Below are 16,218 nucleotides of genomic sequence, written 5' to 3'. Positions count from 1 at the left end.
TTATTGTAAGAGAAGAACACTAAAACTATAATGCCCTATCTCAATTTATTACAATTATTATTCTGCCTTAAGATTCCACCAAACCTTTGATAAAAGGTCTGCTCTCTGTGCTGGTGCATTGACATTACGAGTCAAAACACTTGCAGGATAAATTGGTGCAGATGGTAATTTAGCGTTTGTTTTTGCTCTACCTGCAACAGAAATTGTTAAAGACCCAACAGGGAAATTCGTAAAAGCTTCAGCACGATCCTTACGAATATCTACAAGGTTTGTAGCTGGATATTTTGTTCTGTTATGCTCCAAGAATGATTCAATATGTTGGTAGTTGGCATTTGCCACCCATTTCTGCATCGCGATTTGCTTAATGCCTTCTTCAACAGAACCATTAACCCAAGTTGCATAACCTGTTGTAATAATATCATCATTGTATAAAGTAGCAATTAGGGCAGATCTATCTTCAGCTTTCATATCTGGGTCTACATCAGAAGCATGCTGAAGTTTGGAATCCTTAACCCCCTGATCATAATACTGCTTCGCTTTAGCATTATCGCCAGCGCGAACATAAGCTTCGGCAATGAAGAAATTGATTTCCCAAGTTGACATGATTATAAGAGACGTTGTTTTTGAAAAAACAGGCTGACTGTATTTTTCAGAATCATCCTTAACACCATCACCATCCGAATCTTCATTTGAATCAAAATCCCCTACAAAAGCACCTTTATGAGCACTACCTGTTTTTTCAAATAGCGTTTCAAGACGAGGATCATTGTTTATATAATCAAGGAAGTTCTTAGTTGCAATAACGTTAGTAGACAGGTTATTTGCGCCACCTTGTTGGAATTCTCTCATTGGATGACGTTTTCCTTCTTCTTTGTCAGCCCATACAGCACCACTAATTTTTGCACTTGAAGTAATGAAGTTTGAAGCTTCGATAAAACTTACAACAGCTGCGTTATCATATGAAGATGTTTCAGAAAGACGCATCATCAATTTCAACTTAAGTGAATTTGCAAAAGCTTTCCAATCTGATAGATAACCACCATACACAAAATCATAATTCGCGTCAAGAGTTGACTCAGATAGATCCGTGGCGATCAATGCATCAACTCTAGTCAATAGATCAGCATATATTTCACTTCCCTTATCAAACTTTGGAGATACAATTCCCTCGTTTCCTTTTAAAGCTTCAAAATATGGGATATCACCCCAAACATCAGTCATAATTTGCCAAGTGAAAATTGAAAGAGCTTCAGCTACAAAATAATTTCCCTTATTTGTAGACTCTGCAGAAACAGTTTTCATTCTTTCTAAATCATTCAAAACACCAGCTGTTAATTCAGTATAAGCATTTGAAAAACTAGTTTCCTGATACTCACATAAGAATTTGAATTGAGAAGCTGAATAAGCCTGAGTCCAATATTGTCCCCAAAATCCACCACCAAATCCAAAATCCCAACCCATAAGCTGATTGGCTAATCCAATTTCAGCAGCTGGTAATACAACTTTAGCGTCAGGAATCTCACGTAACATGTTAGGATCCTCATTAATATCTAGATAGTTATCACAGCCCCAACCGAAAAGAGTTAGGCAAGCAAGTGATACTGTTATTAATTTATGTTTCATAGTTCTTTTTAATTTACAAAGTAAAAGTTAATCCAAAAGTGTAAAACTCATTGCTAGGTCCGGCACCGTACTCACCGAATTTTGCTCTAACATCATTACCAAAAGTTGTAGTTTCCGGATCGATGTAAACATTTTCAGCTGGCGTCCACAATAAAATATTACTAGCACTTAATGATAAGCTAACAGCACTAACGTGTAATCTTTCGCAAAAGTTTTTCGATAATGAATAAGAAAGGTTTACATTTCTTAGTTTCAAGTATGAACGATCGATAATGTTATCAGCATCACCATCGAATCCACCACCATCACCATAGAATTTATGTAAAGCAGTAGGATCAACTGGTGTTGTATTTTCAACATAACCACCTCTACCATCTGATACTACAGAATTTGGAACCAAGAAGGTTTTTCTATCATTCAATACAGATTCAGTAGAAGCACCTGTCCAGTGTAAATAATCCTTAGTATAAGAATACATATAACCGCCGTAACGGAAATCTAAAGTTGCACCCAATGTAAATCCTTTATATGAAAAGGTATTGGTTAAACCCATTCTGTATTTTTCGTTAATATCTTTACCAATAAATTCAGTCTCTGTTGTTGGTTGAGGATTACCACTACCATCAACAACTGTTTTCATTACACCATCAATTTCAACTTTCTTAACGGCAGCAATCTTAAATTGTCCCATAGCTTTACCTTCTACAGCATAGATTCCAGCACCACCGAAACCACCTAAGTATACTTCATCAACATCAAGATTTTCCATCTTATTTCTGTTCAAAGCAACATTGTAAGAAACATCCCAAGTAAAGTTTTCAGTCTTAACAGGTGTGAAATTTAATACAAATTCAATACCCTGATTACGTACATCGCCTAAGTTAGCCATCTGAGTTGTATAACCTGATGATGGATCTTTTGGTAAACTAGAAATCAAACCTTCAGTTAAACGATTATAATATGAGAAATCGATTCCTAAACGATTATTAAAAAACTGAGCTTCAATACCCAATTCAAATTCTTTAGTTAACTCATTAGTTAAATCTGGGTTACCTAAACGGTTAGAAGCCATATATGAATTCACCCCACCTAAAGGAAACTGAAGATCATCAATTTTTGGATAACCGGGATTACCAGAGAAAGCAGATACATAGCGATCATAAACTGAGTAAGGATCAGCATCATTACCAGTCATACCATAAGCAGCTCTAACTTTTGCAAAACTTAAGATTCCAGTATCAATATCGTTATACTTTAAGAAATCGGTAATTAGGAAACTCCCTGTTACACCTGGGTAGAAATAATCGTTTGCCCCTGTAGGTAAAGTCGACGACCAGTCATTACGAGCTGTAAGAGTTAAGTAAGCGTAATTTCTGAAACTGAAATCTACATTGGCATAAAGTCCAATTAATCTACGTTTCTCATTATACTGATTTGATACAGATGGTGCTAAACTATTACTTAGGTTATAAAAATTAGGAATATCAATAGAATTAATACTTCCTGATAACCAATTATACTGTCTTTCATTTACATTTAAACCCACAATAGCATTTAAAGTAAAATCTTCATTCAGATTTTGCTTAATACTTGCCATTAAATCATGATTCACCTGAGTTCTTGATCTTCTAACTTCAGAGTAGTTACCAGGGTTTGCAGAACTAGATCCATCATTTGGTGAACCTGGAGCAAATGCAATAATAGCAGTATGCGTTTCAGATCTAGTTGTTTCATAGTCACCACCAAAACGGTAGCTCAACTTAATATCATCAGTAAAATCGTAATCAAACTGGAATTTACCAAAGATCTTTTTCTTATCCTGCTCAGCACCATTTTCATTCAATACATAGTAAGGATTTACACCATAAGGAGTAAAATAGTTATCCAAATTATTGAATTTGTTGTTATAATCTTTCAGGTCTACAATTGAAATATCATTTGCTGATTCGTATAAAGATCTAAATACAGATGTTCCCTGACCTGAAGCAACCGCTTTAGTTTTCTCTGTACTGAAATTTACTGATGAACTAATTGTTACTTTACCAGCTTTATGTGACCCCTTAGTTGAAATTGTATATCGCTTGTATGAATCATTATCCGTTGGAATAACACCATCAACAGAATTCTGCGACAATGACATAAAGTAATTAGTATTAGCATTACCCCCACTCAATGAAACGGAATTCTTAATATTCTTACCTGTCTCATAAAAATCACGTACTCTATCTTCCAAAAATACATAAGGCTTAATTTGTTGACTATTGTCAACAACATTACCCCAAACACGATCTTTTCCATCATATTCTGGCCCCCAGTTACCATTCTCATCGAGAGCTCTATCACCAGACCATCCCTGACCAAATTGTTTTTGAACATCAGGAAGACGACCTACTTTAGAAAGCGTAACAGAACCACTATAAGATACTCTCATCTTACCTTCAGTATTTTTTCCTGATTTAGTAGTAATCATGATCACACCATTGGCAGCTCGTGAACCGTAAAGTGCAGTTGCAGCAGCACCCTTCAAAACGGTCATATCTTCAATATCATCGGGGTTAATTGCATTGATACCTGATCCAAAGTCAACTTGTGAATTCAATGCACTTCCTGAGCTATTCTGCTCATTCGTGATAGGTACACCATCAACAATATAAAGAGGCTGGTTATTACCGAAAGAGGACGCTCCACGAATCATTACATTCTGTGTTGCCCCTGGTCCAGGAGCTGTTGAAATGTCAACACCTGCAACCTTACCTTGAAGTGCACTCATAGGGTTTACAGCTTGAGATTTCCCAATTTCCTCTCCCCCTAGAGAAGTAGCAGCGTATCCAAGTGCTTTTTTCTCACGAGTAACACCCATAGCTGTTACAACTACCTCATCCATACCGATTGATTCGGACTCCATTACTAAATCAATCTTATTAGAATTAATAGGTAATTCTACAGTTTTCATACCAACGAAAGAAAAAACCAGAATTTCCCCTTCTTCTGGAACGCTAATAGCGTAGTTACCATCAAAATCGGTCGTTGTCCCGATTGTGGTTCCCTTAATTACAACTGAAACTCCAGGAATTGATAGCCCATCATCCGCTGATGTCACTACCCCTGAAACTTCTCGATTTTGAGCGAACACGCCCTGCAATCCTATTAGGCATAGGATTAGCATCGAAAATAAATTTTTCTTCATAAATTTTTAGTTAGTGGTTAATTAATTGCCTTAAGACTTACCTAACAAATGTTAAAATAAATCCTTCAAGTTTTTATTCATAAATGACAAGCAAAACCCCAATGCCCTATACTATCAACAAATACGAGCAACAGAGCTATTCTCTCATCAAATTACGAGGAACCAAAAGTGTGAAAAAAACTTAAAACAGCAAGTCAGATTTGCAATTTCAAAAACACCACTAACATAAAAACGGAATAAACTTTACTTAAAAAAATAATAACCTATAAACAAAACAAAAAGATTATAGAATAATATAAGATACAACCTTCCACACTAATAAGGAAACAAACAAAAAACACTATTCGACTATAAAATAAAATTTTAAACAATCTATATTAAGTATAAAAAAAAGGAGTTAGTAAATAAGAGCTGATAACAAAATTCAACAGCAAGTGTTAAGATGATAAGCCAAATATTTAGCCAATCTAAATAGGCTTATATTTTTAGAATAAATTCGGAATTTTTAACACTTAACATGAAAGTAACCATTTTTAAAGGACAAATTAGTTAAAAAACTTTAATTCAATCTAACTCAACAAAGAGACATATTTCTACAAACACACTCCATACAGGTATCTGACGATAGTTTCAACAGCACTCTACTCCCATCAAAAACTACAACTCTCTATTTTAAAACCATGCACCAATCGAACATAATTAAAATAAACTCTAAAATCATCAGAACTATGTATAGAAGTGAATTTCGTTACGTTTATCGGATCACCCACAGCGTGAAAAGAATTTCCATTTCATAAAACACACATCAATTAAATTTTAACCTTGTATAGACTTCTGAATTTACTTGTTTAATAAACTCAACCCATTAAAGGTATATGAACCCATTTATGTTTCTCTAACTAAAAAACACAAGTTCCTTCTGGTTTCATCCCAGTAAGAACAAGCTTTTTTAAAGCAAACAACTTGTAAACACAAAGTATTGCTACGTTAAACCATGAAGTACATATAAGATATCAAAGAAAAAAAAGCTACCAGGAGGCAGCCTGTTATATCTGAATATATCAGATCGAAGACTATTAGATATCGAACATAAAAAAAGGCTATCGAAAAATATCGATAGCCCTTAAATATTACAGACTCTATTTAGCTATTAACTAAATTAAAATTGCTTGCTATTGTGGCAAATTGTCAAACCAGTTTTCGTTCTGCTCACATTTGTAACCAGAATTAACTTCATCAGCAGGAATAGGATATACAAATTTTTGCACATCAAAATTCACATACTTACCATTTGAAACGGTAATTAACTCACCAGTTCTACGAGCATCATAAAAACGGTGCCCCTCTTGGAAAAATTCTCTTTTACGCTCTTTGGCAATAAAAGCCAACAAAGCATCTTTAGTAGTAGGTAAATCAGTTACAGAAACTATTTCAGAATTTCTTTTAGCTGTAAACAACAAGGCTTCTCTAGCATCATCTAAAAGATCTAATTTGGCACTAGCCTCAGCAATAATTAACTTCATTTCAGAAACCCTGAATTGAGGAATATTACTGGTAGAAGCCGAACTTTCGATACCATCAAATTTCTTAGGATGGAAATTATCCGTATTAATTAATTTTAAACGGTAATCATTTTCATTAAAATCAGCAACCAAACTAGATGTTAGTTTTCCACCATATGAACCATAAAGCGTATTCAATGAATTGGCTGATAGATTATCATCCTCACTCTTCGCAATACTGAAAATCTCTTCATCTGAAAGAGTAAGACTCTTCCACATACCAAGATACCCTTCCTCATTCATTTCTTTAACACCTCTTAAAGTCAAGGACTGGGTTGCAGCATCGATAGCCAACTGATCATTTCCCATAAATAAAAGCACACGGGCTTTTAAAGCATTTACAGCAGCTTCATTAAAGTAGAATCCATTAGTTTTAGTACTGGTTAATTCATAAGCTTTAAGTGACGAACTAATATCAGTCAATATTTGCTCATAAGTCTCCTCAACAGAACTTCTAGAAACATTTTCCATAGGCAAAATCGCCTTATCGCTCATCAACACTAAACCGCCATGAGGATTCGAATCAGTTCCATAAGGTAATCCAAATACATTTACAAGATGAAAATAAGCCAAGGCTCTCAAACCATGAATTTCTGCTTTATACAAATTAAGTTCATTTTTCACAGCAGCAGTTAGGCTTACATCCGTCAATAAATTGTCTATTGCCAATAGAGCTTGAGTAGAAGTGTTAATAACAACATAACCATATTCCCAGGTATCTTGGAACTCAGAATCGTAATCTCCAACAGAATAAGTATTGATGCTCACATAATGACCTGAACTACCATCAGCAACAGCCATATCAGAGGCAAAATCACCCATGGCAAGAATATTAGTCCCACAAAATTCATCTTGTCCAAGATTACGATAAAGACCATTTCTTGCAGCTTTTATATCGTCAACCGTTTTAAATGCATCCTGAGAGTCTATCGAATTGTAGGTTTCAGACTCCAAATACGAATCACAACTGCTAAGCAACAGCAATGACATACCCAAAGCACATAATATATTTTTAAACATAGTATTCTTTATTAAATTATCATTAGAAATTAACATTCACACCAAAAATAAATGTACGTGGAGCAGGGTAATTCCACCATTGAATTCCTTCAGCTCCAACTCCAGCTGGATCGAATCCTCTGTAATTTGACTTTGTAAATGTATATAGATTACTTGCACTTGCATAAAATCTCACATTCTCGATCTTCATGCTGTTTGTCAACTGAGAAGGCAAGGTATATCCCAATACAACATTCTGAATTTTAAGATAATCACCATCCATTAAAAACTGAGAAGAATGCTTATTCGATTCAGTCATCGCAAACCTAGGAACATTAGTAACATCTCCAGGATTTTGCCATCTGTTTTTATAAACATATTTGGTGGTTGATTGATTTAAACTTCCACCATGCTGTTCATCATATCTAAGGTTACTACCATATATCTTTCCTCCTACAGAATAGTTCATTTGAACTGACAAGTCAAAATTCTTATATTTCAAATTTGTAGAAAAACTTCCTTGGAAGTCAGGGGTTGCAACACCTAAGTAACGCTTTGAGGCCTTATTGTAATTAGTTGTTGTTTCATCACCTTTCTCATTCAAATAATACAAAGCTTCACCAGTTTGAACATCAACGCCTGCAAATTCTTTCATCTTAAACTGGAAGATATCGTGACCTACCTCTCTAATAGTGTAAGTATTTTCAATTGGCATGTCAGTACTTAACTTGGTAAGTTCGTTGGTATTTTTAGAAAGTACGAACGAAGCATTCCAGTTAAAATCTGCTTTTCTTATAATGCTTGCATTAAGAGAAAATTCAAGACCTTCATTCTGTAACTCACCAACATTCATTGGAAGATCAGTAAAACCACTGGTAAATGACATTGGCACTCTAAAAACCATATCTTTGGTAAGATGCTTGTAATAATCAACAGTCACATCAAAGATGGAAAAAAGAGTTGCATCAACTCCAACATTGAATTTAGCCGTTTGCTCCCATTGCAAGTCTGCATTCCCATATTGTTCAGCAGCGCTACCACCATTAGAGTTATAATTATAACCATATCCGTATAAAGGTCTTGAAGCATACCAGCCACTCTGAATTGCACCAGAAGTTATACCTACAGCCTGATTACCTGAGGTACCATAACTGGATCTAATAGTTAAGTTATCCAACCAGTCTGTAGTAGATGCCATGAAATCCTCTGCACTTAAACGATATTTTCCTCCAACAGACCAAAATCCAGCCCATCTATTGTTTTCACCAAAACGAGAAGAACCATCATAACGATAACTGGCTGACAAATAATACTTACTCTTATAGTCATACTGTCCATTGAAGAAAAATGAAGCTAATCTTAACTCATATTTATCAGTTGAAGCACTACCAGGAGTTGCAGCCAATGAAACTACATTTTTATCTGGAACAGGATAATTTGAACCAGATAAATAAGCTTTATTCAAATTTGTTGAAGATATTTCCTGACCGAATAATAAATTCAAATTATGAGATTCATTAATCGTTTTCAAATAATTTACTGTGTTGGTAAATGTAATGAGAGTCTGATCAGAATTCGTATTTTCACCCATACCTCGCATATCCTTACCCTGTGGTTGTAGGAAAGACCAATATCCAAACTCACCCATAGACATATAATCAAGTCCAATACGAGTTGTATATGTCAATTCAGGTAAAAGATTAATAGTAAGAAATGGCGAAATCATGGCACGATAGGTCTTGTTTTCACTCTTGTCACCCAATGAACTTCTCTGAGCAACTGGATTGTAACCATTTACTGTATTGAAATTCCAATCTCCATTCTCATCCTTTACAGGAGTTAAAGGTGACTGCATATAAGCCTGCGTTATAGGGTCAGAAAAATAACCTCCTCCAGCTCCCATATTGGTCTTGGTGTAAGATAATGATGAATTTACACCATAAGAAAGCCAATCTGTAGGTTTTTGATCAAGATTAAAACGAAAACTGTAACGCTCGAAGTCCTTGCCTTTGATAAAAGCCTCATTTTTTAAATACCCTAAAGATAGATAGACTCTTGGTGCATATTTTTCCGAACCTGAAGCTTGTACGCTCAAGTTATACTCCTGAACCATACCTGTGCGAGTAATTTCATCCAACCAATTAACATCTGCCAAATTATCTTTGGAAAGCCCCTGGTCAGGCAACGAATAACCATAAATAGATCCATCATAATATTCCTTGGCAGCTTCTTCATTAGACACTCCAAGATAATTCTGCCATCCCTCTATTTGCAATTCGTTATACTCATCTGCATTTACTGTCTTATAGTCGTCAGTAAAAGGTGCAATCTCTTCAATACCATATTTAGCACTAAATGAAACTTTGGTTTTAGCACCAGCAACACCTTTTTTAGTCGTAATTACAATAACACCATTGGCAGCACGCGCTCCATAAATAGAAGTCGCAGTAGCATCTTTCAAAACTGTAATATTCTCAATGTCGTTAGGATTAATACTGCTTAACGGAGAAAACTCAGATCCCTCACTCTCACGAGCTCCCCAAGAACCTGCTTCCATTGAAACACCATCAATTACATATAAAGGCTGAGTTCCCGAATTCAAGGAATTACGACCACGAATGTAAATGGTTGAAGGTGCTCCTGGCTGACCAGATTCAGAATTAAGCTGTAGACCTGCAACACTTCCTTCCAATGCCTTAATCGGATTGGACGATACCTTATCAGCAATCAATTCACTGCCTACTGTAGAAGCAGCACCCGTAAAGGCAGCCTTCTTGGTAATACCATAACCTGTAACAATAACTTCGTCCATCCCAATCGACTCAGACTCCATTACTACATTAATAGTATTAGAATTGATGCCCACTTCCTTTTGTTTCATTCCAACAAAAGAAAAAACTAGGATCTTACCATCTGTTGGAACCGAAAGTGTGTATTTACCATCAAAATCAGTAGACGTACCGATGGTCGTACCTTTTACAATTACAGAAACTCCAGGAATAGACAAGCCGTCATCGGCTGATGTCACCACTCCTGTAATTTCTCGATTTTGAGCGAATACGCTCTGCAATCCTATTAAACACAGGATAAGCATCGAAAATAATCTTTTTTTCATAAAATTTAAGTTAGTGGTTAATTAACATTTATTGACATATTGCATTTATTACTAATCTTTAAAATTATTAAGAAAACAATTAAAACAATATGCTAATTCGCTAGCAATCGCAACAAAAGCCTTTAAAGACGGGTTTTAGATCTTTAAAAAGAGCTTAAAAATTCGATTTAGCGTCACCAAAAGTGTAAAAAATTCTTAAATATTCAAAGTGATTTAACGAACAATATTATAAATTATATAAGCATTTCAACTAAAGCATGACAGATCATAATCATTTAATGAAAAACTAACAGATATCATAAATATTCCTACGAGCTTAAAACGTACACTAAACAAGGATAGCTGCTATACTTAGATACTAATACCTACATTTAGGTAGCATATAATTGTAATATCTTTTTTTTATTTAAATTTGTATTTAAAATCAAACTAAATAAGAAGATTATTCATGGCTTATATTATAGATCTGAAAGGGAAGTCTCCAAAAATTGGAAAAAATTGTTTCCTGGCTCCGAATGCGAGCGTCATTGGTGAAGTTGAAATGGGAGATGGATGCAGCATTTGGTTCGGAGCAGTACTCCGTGGTGATGTGCATTACATTAAAATTGGGAACAATGTAAATATTCAAGATAATGCAACAATTCATGCTACATACAAAAAGTCACCAACGAATATTGGCAATAACGTATCAATTGCACACAATGCGGTTGTGCATGGCTGCACAATCAAGGATAATGTCCTAATTGGAATGGGCGCTGTAGTGCTTGATGATGCAGTCATTGAATCGAATTCAATCATTGCTGCCGGCTCTGTTGTTACCAAAGGAACACATGTGGAATCCGGAAGTGTATACGCTGGTTCTCCTGCCAAGAAAATAAAAGAAATGAGCCCAGAATTACTCGAGGGAGAAATTAATCGAATTGCCAACTCCTACGCAATGTATGCAAGCTGGTACGAATAAATACAATAACTATTAGAAGTGGGGGATTCAATCGAATAATCCTCCACACTAATTCAAAGCAATATGTTGTGCTTTTAATTCGCGCTTGAGAAACACACTGGCTTTCTCTTCAAAATCTGAAATAGACTCAGTCGTATAGAATTTCAACATCCCCTGCTTTGAGCAGACTTCATCTATTTCGGGGTGGCGCTCCAAATAGTCAATCAGACTACTGGCAACAATATTTCCCTGAGAAATTAACTTTATATGATCCGGTAAAACCTTTCGAATTTCATTTTGAAGAATAGGGTAATGGGTGCAAGCCAAAATAAGCGTATCAATCAACTCATCTTTAGCCATAAGAGATTCAATATGTTTTTTAATAAAATACCGTCCTCCCTCATTCTCAAATTCCCTATTTTCAACTAAAGGGACCCAAGTCGGGCACGCTTCCTGAGTGACAATAAAATCGGGATACAATTTAGCCATCTCCATTAAGTAAGATTCTGAGCGCACAGTTCCAACCGTTCCCAGTACGCCTACGTGCTTTGATTTACTCAAAGATCCTAAGACTTCAACACTAGGCCGAATAACGCCTAAAACTCTTCTATTAGGCGCTAAGCGAGGTAAGTCTCTCTGCTGAATGGTTCGTAGAGCTTTAGCTGAAGCTGTATTACAAGCCAAAACAACCAACTGACAACCCATCGAAAATAATTTCTCAACCGCTTGAAGCGTATATTCGTAGATTACATCAAAAGAACGTGTTCCGTAAGGGGCTCTGGCATTATCTCCCAAATAAATAAAATCATATTCAGGCATACTTTTTATTAATTCATCCAGAATTGTTAATCCCCCATACCCAGAATCAAAAACCCCAATAGGCTGTTTGGACGAAATCGTATTGTTCAACTTATTAATCATCAGAATACAAATACTTAAATATAAAACACACTTAATGATACAAAAAAGGCAGAACTTATTACTAAGCCTGCCTTTTATATTTTATTCATTTGCGTAAGCAAATTTAATTACTGAATACCAAGCTTTGCTTTAACCAATGGCATAATATCAATACTAGTAGATGAGTTAAACAACACAACACCTGTACTTAGATCCAATACATAAGTAAATCCGTTTTCTTCACCAACTTCTTTAATCGCTTGAGAAGCCTTGTCAAAAATTGGTTTTAACAATTCTTGTCTTGTCGTTTGAATTTTGTTTTGTGCAAATTGATCAAAAGTTTGCATACGATTCTGCAAATCCTGAATGGCTTTTTCTCTATCAGCACGAATCGCTTCGGATAAGGTTTCTCTTTCGGCAACATAAGCCTCAACTAATTTTTGATATTCAGCCTGCATCGCTTTAATCTGAGTATCGAACTCTTTAGCTTTAGTTTCGATTTGCTTTTGTGCTGCGTCTTTCTCTGGCATAATAGCTAAAAGCTTAGAAGAATCGATATGACCTAACTTAAGAGTCTGAGCAAAAGTATTAGCGCTAGTCAAAAGTACAACAGCTAACAAAGTAACTTTTAATATTCTTTTCATTTGGTTTCTTTTTTAGATATGAAGATGAATCAGCTTTATAGATCCTTAATTCAAATTCATAATTTTATTGTTTATTTACTCTTATTCCTAATTTATAAAGAACCTTATCACTAAGGTCAAATTTATTATCACTATAAATGATTGTAGGCCCATTAGCTTTGTCAATAATCATTCCATAATTTCCAGCCTTTGCTATCTCTTTTATTGTATCGTATATATCATCCTGAATAGGGCGAACCAAATCTTGTCTTTTTTTATAAAGTAAACCTTCTTGTCCAAAATACTTGTTCTGCAATTTTTGAGCCAAAGCTTCTTGTTCAAGAATCTCTTTTTCTTTTTTTGCTTTTAATTCAGGGGATAAAAACACCTGATCTTTACGCAATTTAGCATGTAAATTCTTTATTTCAAGATAAACAGCTTCTATTTCAGATTGCCACTTGGCAGAACTTTCATTCAACTGATCCTGTGCTGATTTGTAATCAGGCATATGATCTAAGATATAGGCTGTATCTACAAATCCATATCGCTGTTGTTGCGCCTTAAGACTTGAAGCTCCAAGTAAAAAAAAACTCAAAACACATATCAAATACTTCATCATAATACTAATTGAATTGAATAATCTTATGTATAGCGATTAATCTTCTGTTTTTTTGAAAGTACCGAATTTACTAAATATAAATTTAAAAGAAATAAGAAAATTAAAATATTCTTATTATTTAAAAAGTGTTAAAACTGTTGTCCAATTACGAAGTGAAACTGGCTTCCATTTTCGCCTGGTCTTGCAGCTTCATCAAATCCATAAGCCCAATCAATTCCCAAAAGTCCAAACATTGGTAAGAAAATTCTCATACCTATACCAGCTGAACGCTTAACATTGAAAGGTTGAAAGTCTTCGAATTCATACCAGGCATTACCGGCCTCAGCAAAAGCCAAAGCATAAATCGTAGCCGATTGACTTAAAGATAAAGGATAACGAACCTCTGCTGTAAATTTAGAATAAATATTACCTCCCAATCGCTGTCCGTTTGCTGCAATTGGAGTTAATGTACCATTGCCATAACCACGTAGACCGATATTATCGCTACCATACATTGAGTAACCTGACATTCCATCACCACCAACTTCAAAACCTTCGAATGGTGAACGTTTATCTTTATTAAAGTACCCCAGATAACCAAACTCGGCACCTGTGTACAGAACAAGCTTGTCGGTTTTATTCAAGATAGGCGAAAACATTTTCCCCTTAAAGACCCATTTATGGTACTCAATCCATTTATACTTCTCATCATCCGTGGCACGTTTATAATTCACACCATCAAATAATGAATATGGAGGCGTAATTTTCATACTCAACGAAAATGATGAACCACTACGTGTGTACAATGGGTTATCAATAGAACTTCTTGACAATGTTGTTGTGAAACTAAAGTTGTTCGAAGTACCATTGGCAATTAGATAATACTGCCAGTTTTTCAATCTATAATTTTGGTAACTCACCTCATTATATAAAGAAAAATAGTCATCTGGCCATTTTAGTCGTCTTGCCAAACCAACACTCATACCCAAAACCTCTTGCTGCTGATCAGTATTCGGTTGATTATAGTATTGTCCATATGAGCGGCTATAACCAGATTGCTTTGAATAGTAGAATGACGTACTTAAAGATGTAGGTTTCTTTCCACCCAACCAAGGCTCAACAAACGAAACACTATAAGAGCTGTAATACGAACCATTGGTTTGAGCACGAATACTCAACGTTTGACCATCACCCGTTGGAAGTGGGCTCCAAGCCTCTTTATTAAACATATTACGCATCGAGAAGTTTGAAAACTTCAAACCAACAGTACCGATAATCATACCAGCACCCCAACCTCCGGAAAGTTCAATTTGGTCGTTCGCTTTTTCTTCCAACTCATAAGTAATATCAACCTTACCACTTTCAGGTTTAGGTTTAATATCAGGATTAATTGCTTCAGGATCGAAGTGTCCTAACTGAGCCAATTCCCGAACTGAACGAATAATATCTTTCTTACTAAACAACTCTCCTGGATAAGTATACAATTCACGGCGTGCAACGTGCTCGTGAGTTTTAGTATTTCCCTTGATATTTACTCTATCGATATAGGCTTGTTTTCCCTCAACAATTCGCATTTCGATATTGATTGAGTCAGTTCCAACAACTGTTTCAACAGGGTTAACATTGAAAAACAAATACCCATTATCCAGATAAAGATTACTTACGGCATCATCCTCGGTTGTTAGACGCTTATCAAGCAGTGTCTTATTGTAAGTATCACCCTTTTTCAATTTCAAAACCTGATCGAGAATAAATGAATTATAAACAGTATTCCCCACCCAGGTTACATCATTAAAATAATAACGATTCCCTTCTTTATATTTTAAGTAAATATCTACACGATCATCAGCAACCTTTACAACACTATCCGAAATAATTAAAGCATCACGAAACCCTTTTTCATTAAATTTCTCAATTAATGTAATTTTATCTTCGTCCCACTTCTCCTCAATATATTTGGATGATTTCAAGAAATTTTTAAATCTCTTTTCCTTTGTGTTTTTAATGAACTTTTTGATTTTGTTCGATGTAAAGGCATTATTTCCCTCCACAAAAATATTTCGTACTTTAATTTTATTACTTCTATCAACAATAATATCCAGAATCACACTATTTTCCTCATCAGTAGCATCACGCTGAACAATATTTACACTAGTATTGTAATAACCTTTCTCCTTAAAATAATCCTTAACAACAATCTCTGTATTATTAATCAAGAAATCAGTCACCTGAATTCCCTTCATCAATTTCAATTTTTCCTTAAGCTTTGTGGTCTCACTTTTTGATAGCCCCCCATAGTTTACACTAGACAAACGAGGGCGCTCCTGAAGATGAATATTCAGAAATATCTTTTTCCCAATAAGTTTGGTTGCTGTAATATTGATATCAGAAAATAAGCCTTGCTTGTATAGCTTTTGAATACCTTTTGTGATTTGTTCGCCCGGAACATCAATTTGTTCACCGGCTTTCAATCCTGCTATTCGGATCAAAACATCACTTTCGAGATGCTTAACACCAGAAATAGTGACACCACCAATTTCATATTGTTTTGGGGAAGCATAGTCCACCGTTGGGTTATAAATAGTATCGGCTTCTTGTGCTAAAGTACTCAAACTTATAAGAAGAGAAAAGAGGAAAGTTAATCGCTTAATCATTATCTAATTGAATAGTT

9 protein-coding genes are annotated in these 16,218 nt (G+C 35.2%); 1 reads left to right on the top strand and 8 read right to left on the bottom strand.

Annotated features, from left to right (window positions below; genetic code table 11):
* Positions 1 to 57 precede the first annotated feature (57 nt).
* From EO244_RS03720 to EO244_RS03705, 4 genes are all read right to left on the bottom strand, one after another.
* Positions 58 to 1,623 carry a SusD/RagB family nutrient-binding outer membrane lipoprotein gene (locus EO244_RS03720; RefSeq protein WP_129253053.1) on the bottom strand — a complete coding sequence of 522 codons (1,566 nt, stop codon included), beginning with the start codon at positions 1,621 to 1,623 and terminating at the stop codon, positions 58 to 60.
* Between the two features lie 13 nt (positions 1,624 to 1,636).
* The gene (locus EO244_RS03715; protein ID WP_129253051.1) at positions 1,637 to 4,810 is read right to left on the bottom strand and encodes a SusC/RagA family TonB-linked outer membrane protein; all 3,174 of its coding nucleotides are present in this window, start codon (positions 4,808 to 4,810) and stop codon (positions 1,637 to 1,639) included.
* Positions 4,811 to 5,982: 1,172 nt separating this feature from the next.
* Entirely contained in the window at positions 5,983 to 7,392 is a 1,410-nt protein-coding gene (locus EO244_RS03710; RefSeq protein WP_164977396.1) for a RagB/SusD family nutrient uptake outer membrane protein, read from the bottom strand.
* 22 nt (positions 7,393 to 7,414) lie between these two features.
* Positions 7,415 to 10,486: a SusC/RagA family TonB-linked outer membrane protein gene (locus tag EO244_RS03705; protein ID WP_129253047.1), complete on the bottom strand. Its 3,072-nt coding sequence runs from the start codon at positions 10,484 to 10,486 to the stop codon at positions 7,415 to 7,417.
* 448 nt (positions 10,487 to 10,934) lie between these two features.
* Here EO244_RS03705 and EO244_RS03700 point away from each other — a divergent pair, with 448 nt between their 5' ends.
* Positions 10,935 to 11,447, top strand: a complete 513-nt coding sequence (locus EO244_RS03700) for a gamma carbonic anhydrase family protein (protein ID WP_129253045.1) — start codon at positions 10,935 to 10,937, stop codon at positions 11,445 to 11,447.
* Between the two features lie 48 nt (positions 11,448 to 11,495).
* On the opposite strand, the gene murI is transcribed toward EO244_RS03700, so the two are convergent.
* From murI to bamA, 4 genes are all read right to left on the bottom strand, one after another.
* A complete protein-coding gene (gene murI / locus EO244_RS03695; RefSeq protein ID WP_129253043.1) occupies positions 11,496 to 12,347 on the bottom strand; it encodes a glutamate racemase in 852 nt (283 codons plus the stop codon).
* A gap of 107 nt (positions 12,348 to 12,454) precedes the next feature.
* Positions 12,455 to 12,970 carry an OmpH family outer membrane protein gene (locus tag EO244_RS03690; protein WP_129253042.1) on the bottom strand — a complete coding sequence of 172 codons (516 nt, stop codon included), beginning with the start codon at positions 12,968 to 12,970 and terminating at the stop codon, positions 12,455 to 12,457.
* Positions 12,971 to 13,034: 64 nt separating this feature from the next.
* Positions 13,035 to 13,565, bottom strand: coding sequence for an OmpH family outer membrane protein (locus EO244_RS03685; protein WP_164977395.1), 531 nt, complete (start codon positions 13,563 to 13,565; stop codon positions 13,035 to 13,037).
* A 131-nt stretch (positions 13,566 to 13,696) separates the two neighbouring features.
* The gene (bamA, locus tag EO244_RS03680) at positions 13,697 to 16,201 is read right to left on the bottom strand and encodes an outer membrane protein assembly factor BamA (RefSeq protein WP_129253038.1); all 2,505 of its coding nucleotides are present in this window, start codon (positions 16,199 to 16,201) and stop codon (positions 13,697 to 13,699) included.
* Positions 16,202 to 16,218 lie beyond the last annotated feature (17 nt).

Origin of the sequence: Ancylomarina salipaludis (assembly GCF_004122035.1) — a bacterium.
Classification (GTDB): domain Bacteria; phylum Bacteroidota; class Bacteroidia; order Bacteroidales; family Marinifilaceae; genus Ancylomarina; species Ancylomarina salipaludis.
This window is presented reverse-complemented; position numbering and strand designations above follow the sequence as displayed.

Coding starts and splice junctions, on each gene's coding strand:
- EO244_RS03720 (WP_129253053.1), bottom strand. CDS start 1,623: ATGAAACATAAATTAATAACAGTATCACTTGCTTGCCTAACTCTTTTC.
- EO244_RS03715 (WP_129253051.1), bottom strand. CDS start 4,810: ATGAAGAAAAATTTATTTTCGATGCTAATCCTATGCCTAATAGGATTG.
- EO244_RS03710 (WP_164977396.1), bottom strand. CDS start 7,392: ATGTTTAAAAATATATTATGTGCTTTGGGTATGTCATTGCTGTTGCTT.
- EO244_RS03705 (WP_129253047.1), bottom strand. CDS start 10,486: ATGAAAAAAAGATTATTTTCGATGCTTATCCTGTGTTTAATAGGATTG.
- EO244_RS03700 (WP_129253045.1), top strand. CDS start 10,935: ATGGCTTATATTATAGATCTGAAAGGGAAGTCTCCAAAAATTGGAAAA.
- murI (WP_129253043.1), bottom strand. CDS start 12,347: ATGATTAATAAGTTGAACAATACGATTTCGTCCAAACAGCCTATTGGG.
- EO244_RS03690 (WP_129253042.1), bottom strand. CDS start 12,970: ATGAAAAGAATATTAAAAGTTACTTTGTTAGCTGTTGTACTTTTGACT.
- EO244_RS03685 (WP_164977395.1), bottom strand. CDS start 13,565: ATGAAGTATTTGATATGTGTTTTGAGTTTTTTTTTACTTGGAGCTTCA.
- bamA (WP_129253038.1), bottom strand. CDS start 16,201: ATGATTAAGCGATTAACTTTCCTCTTTTCTCTTCTTATAAGTTTGAGT.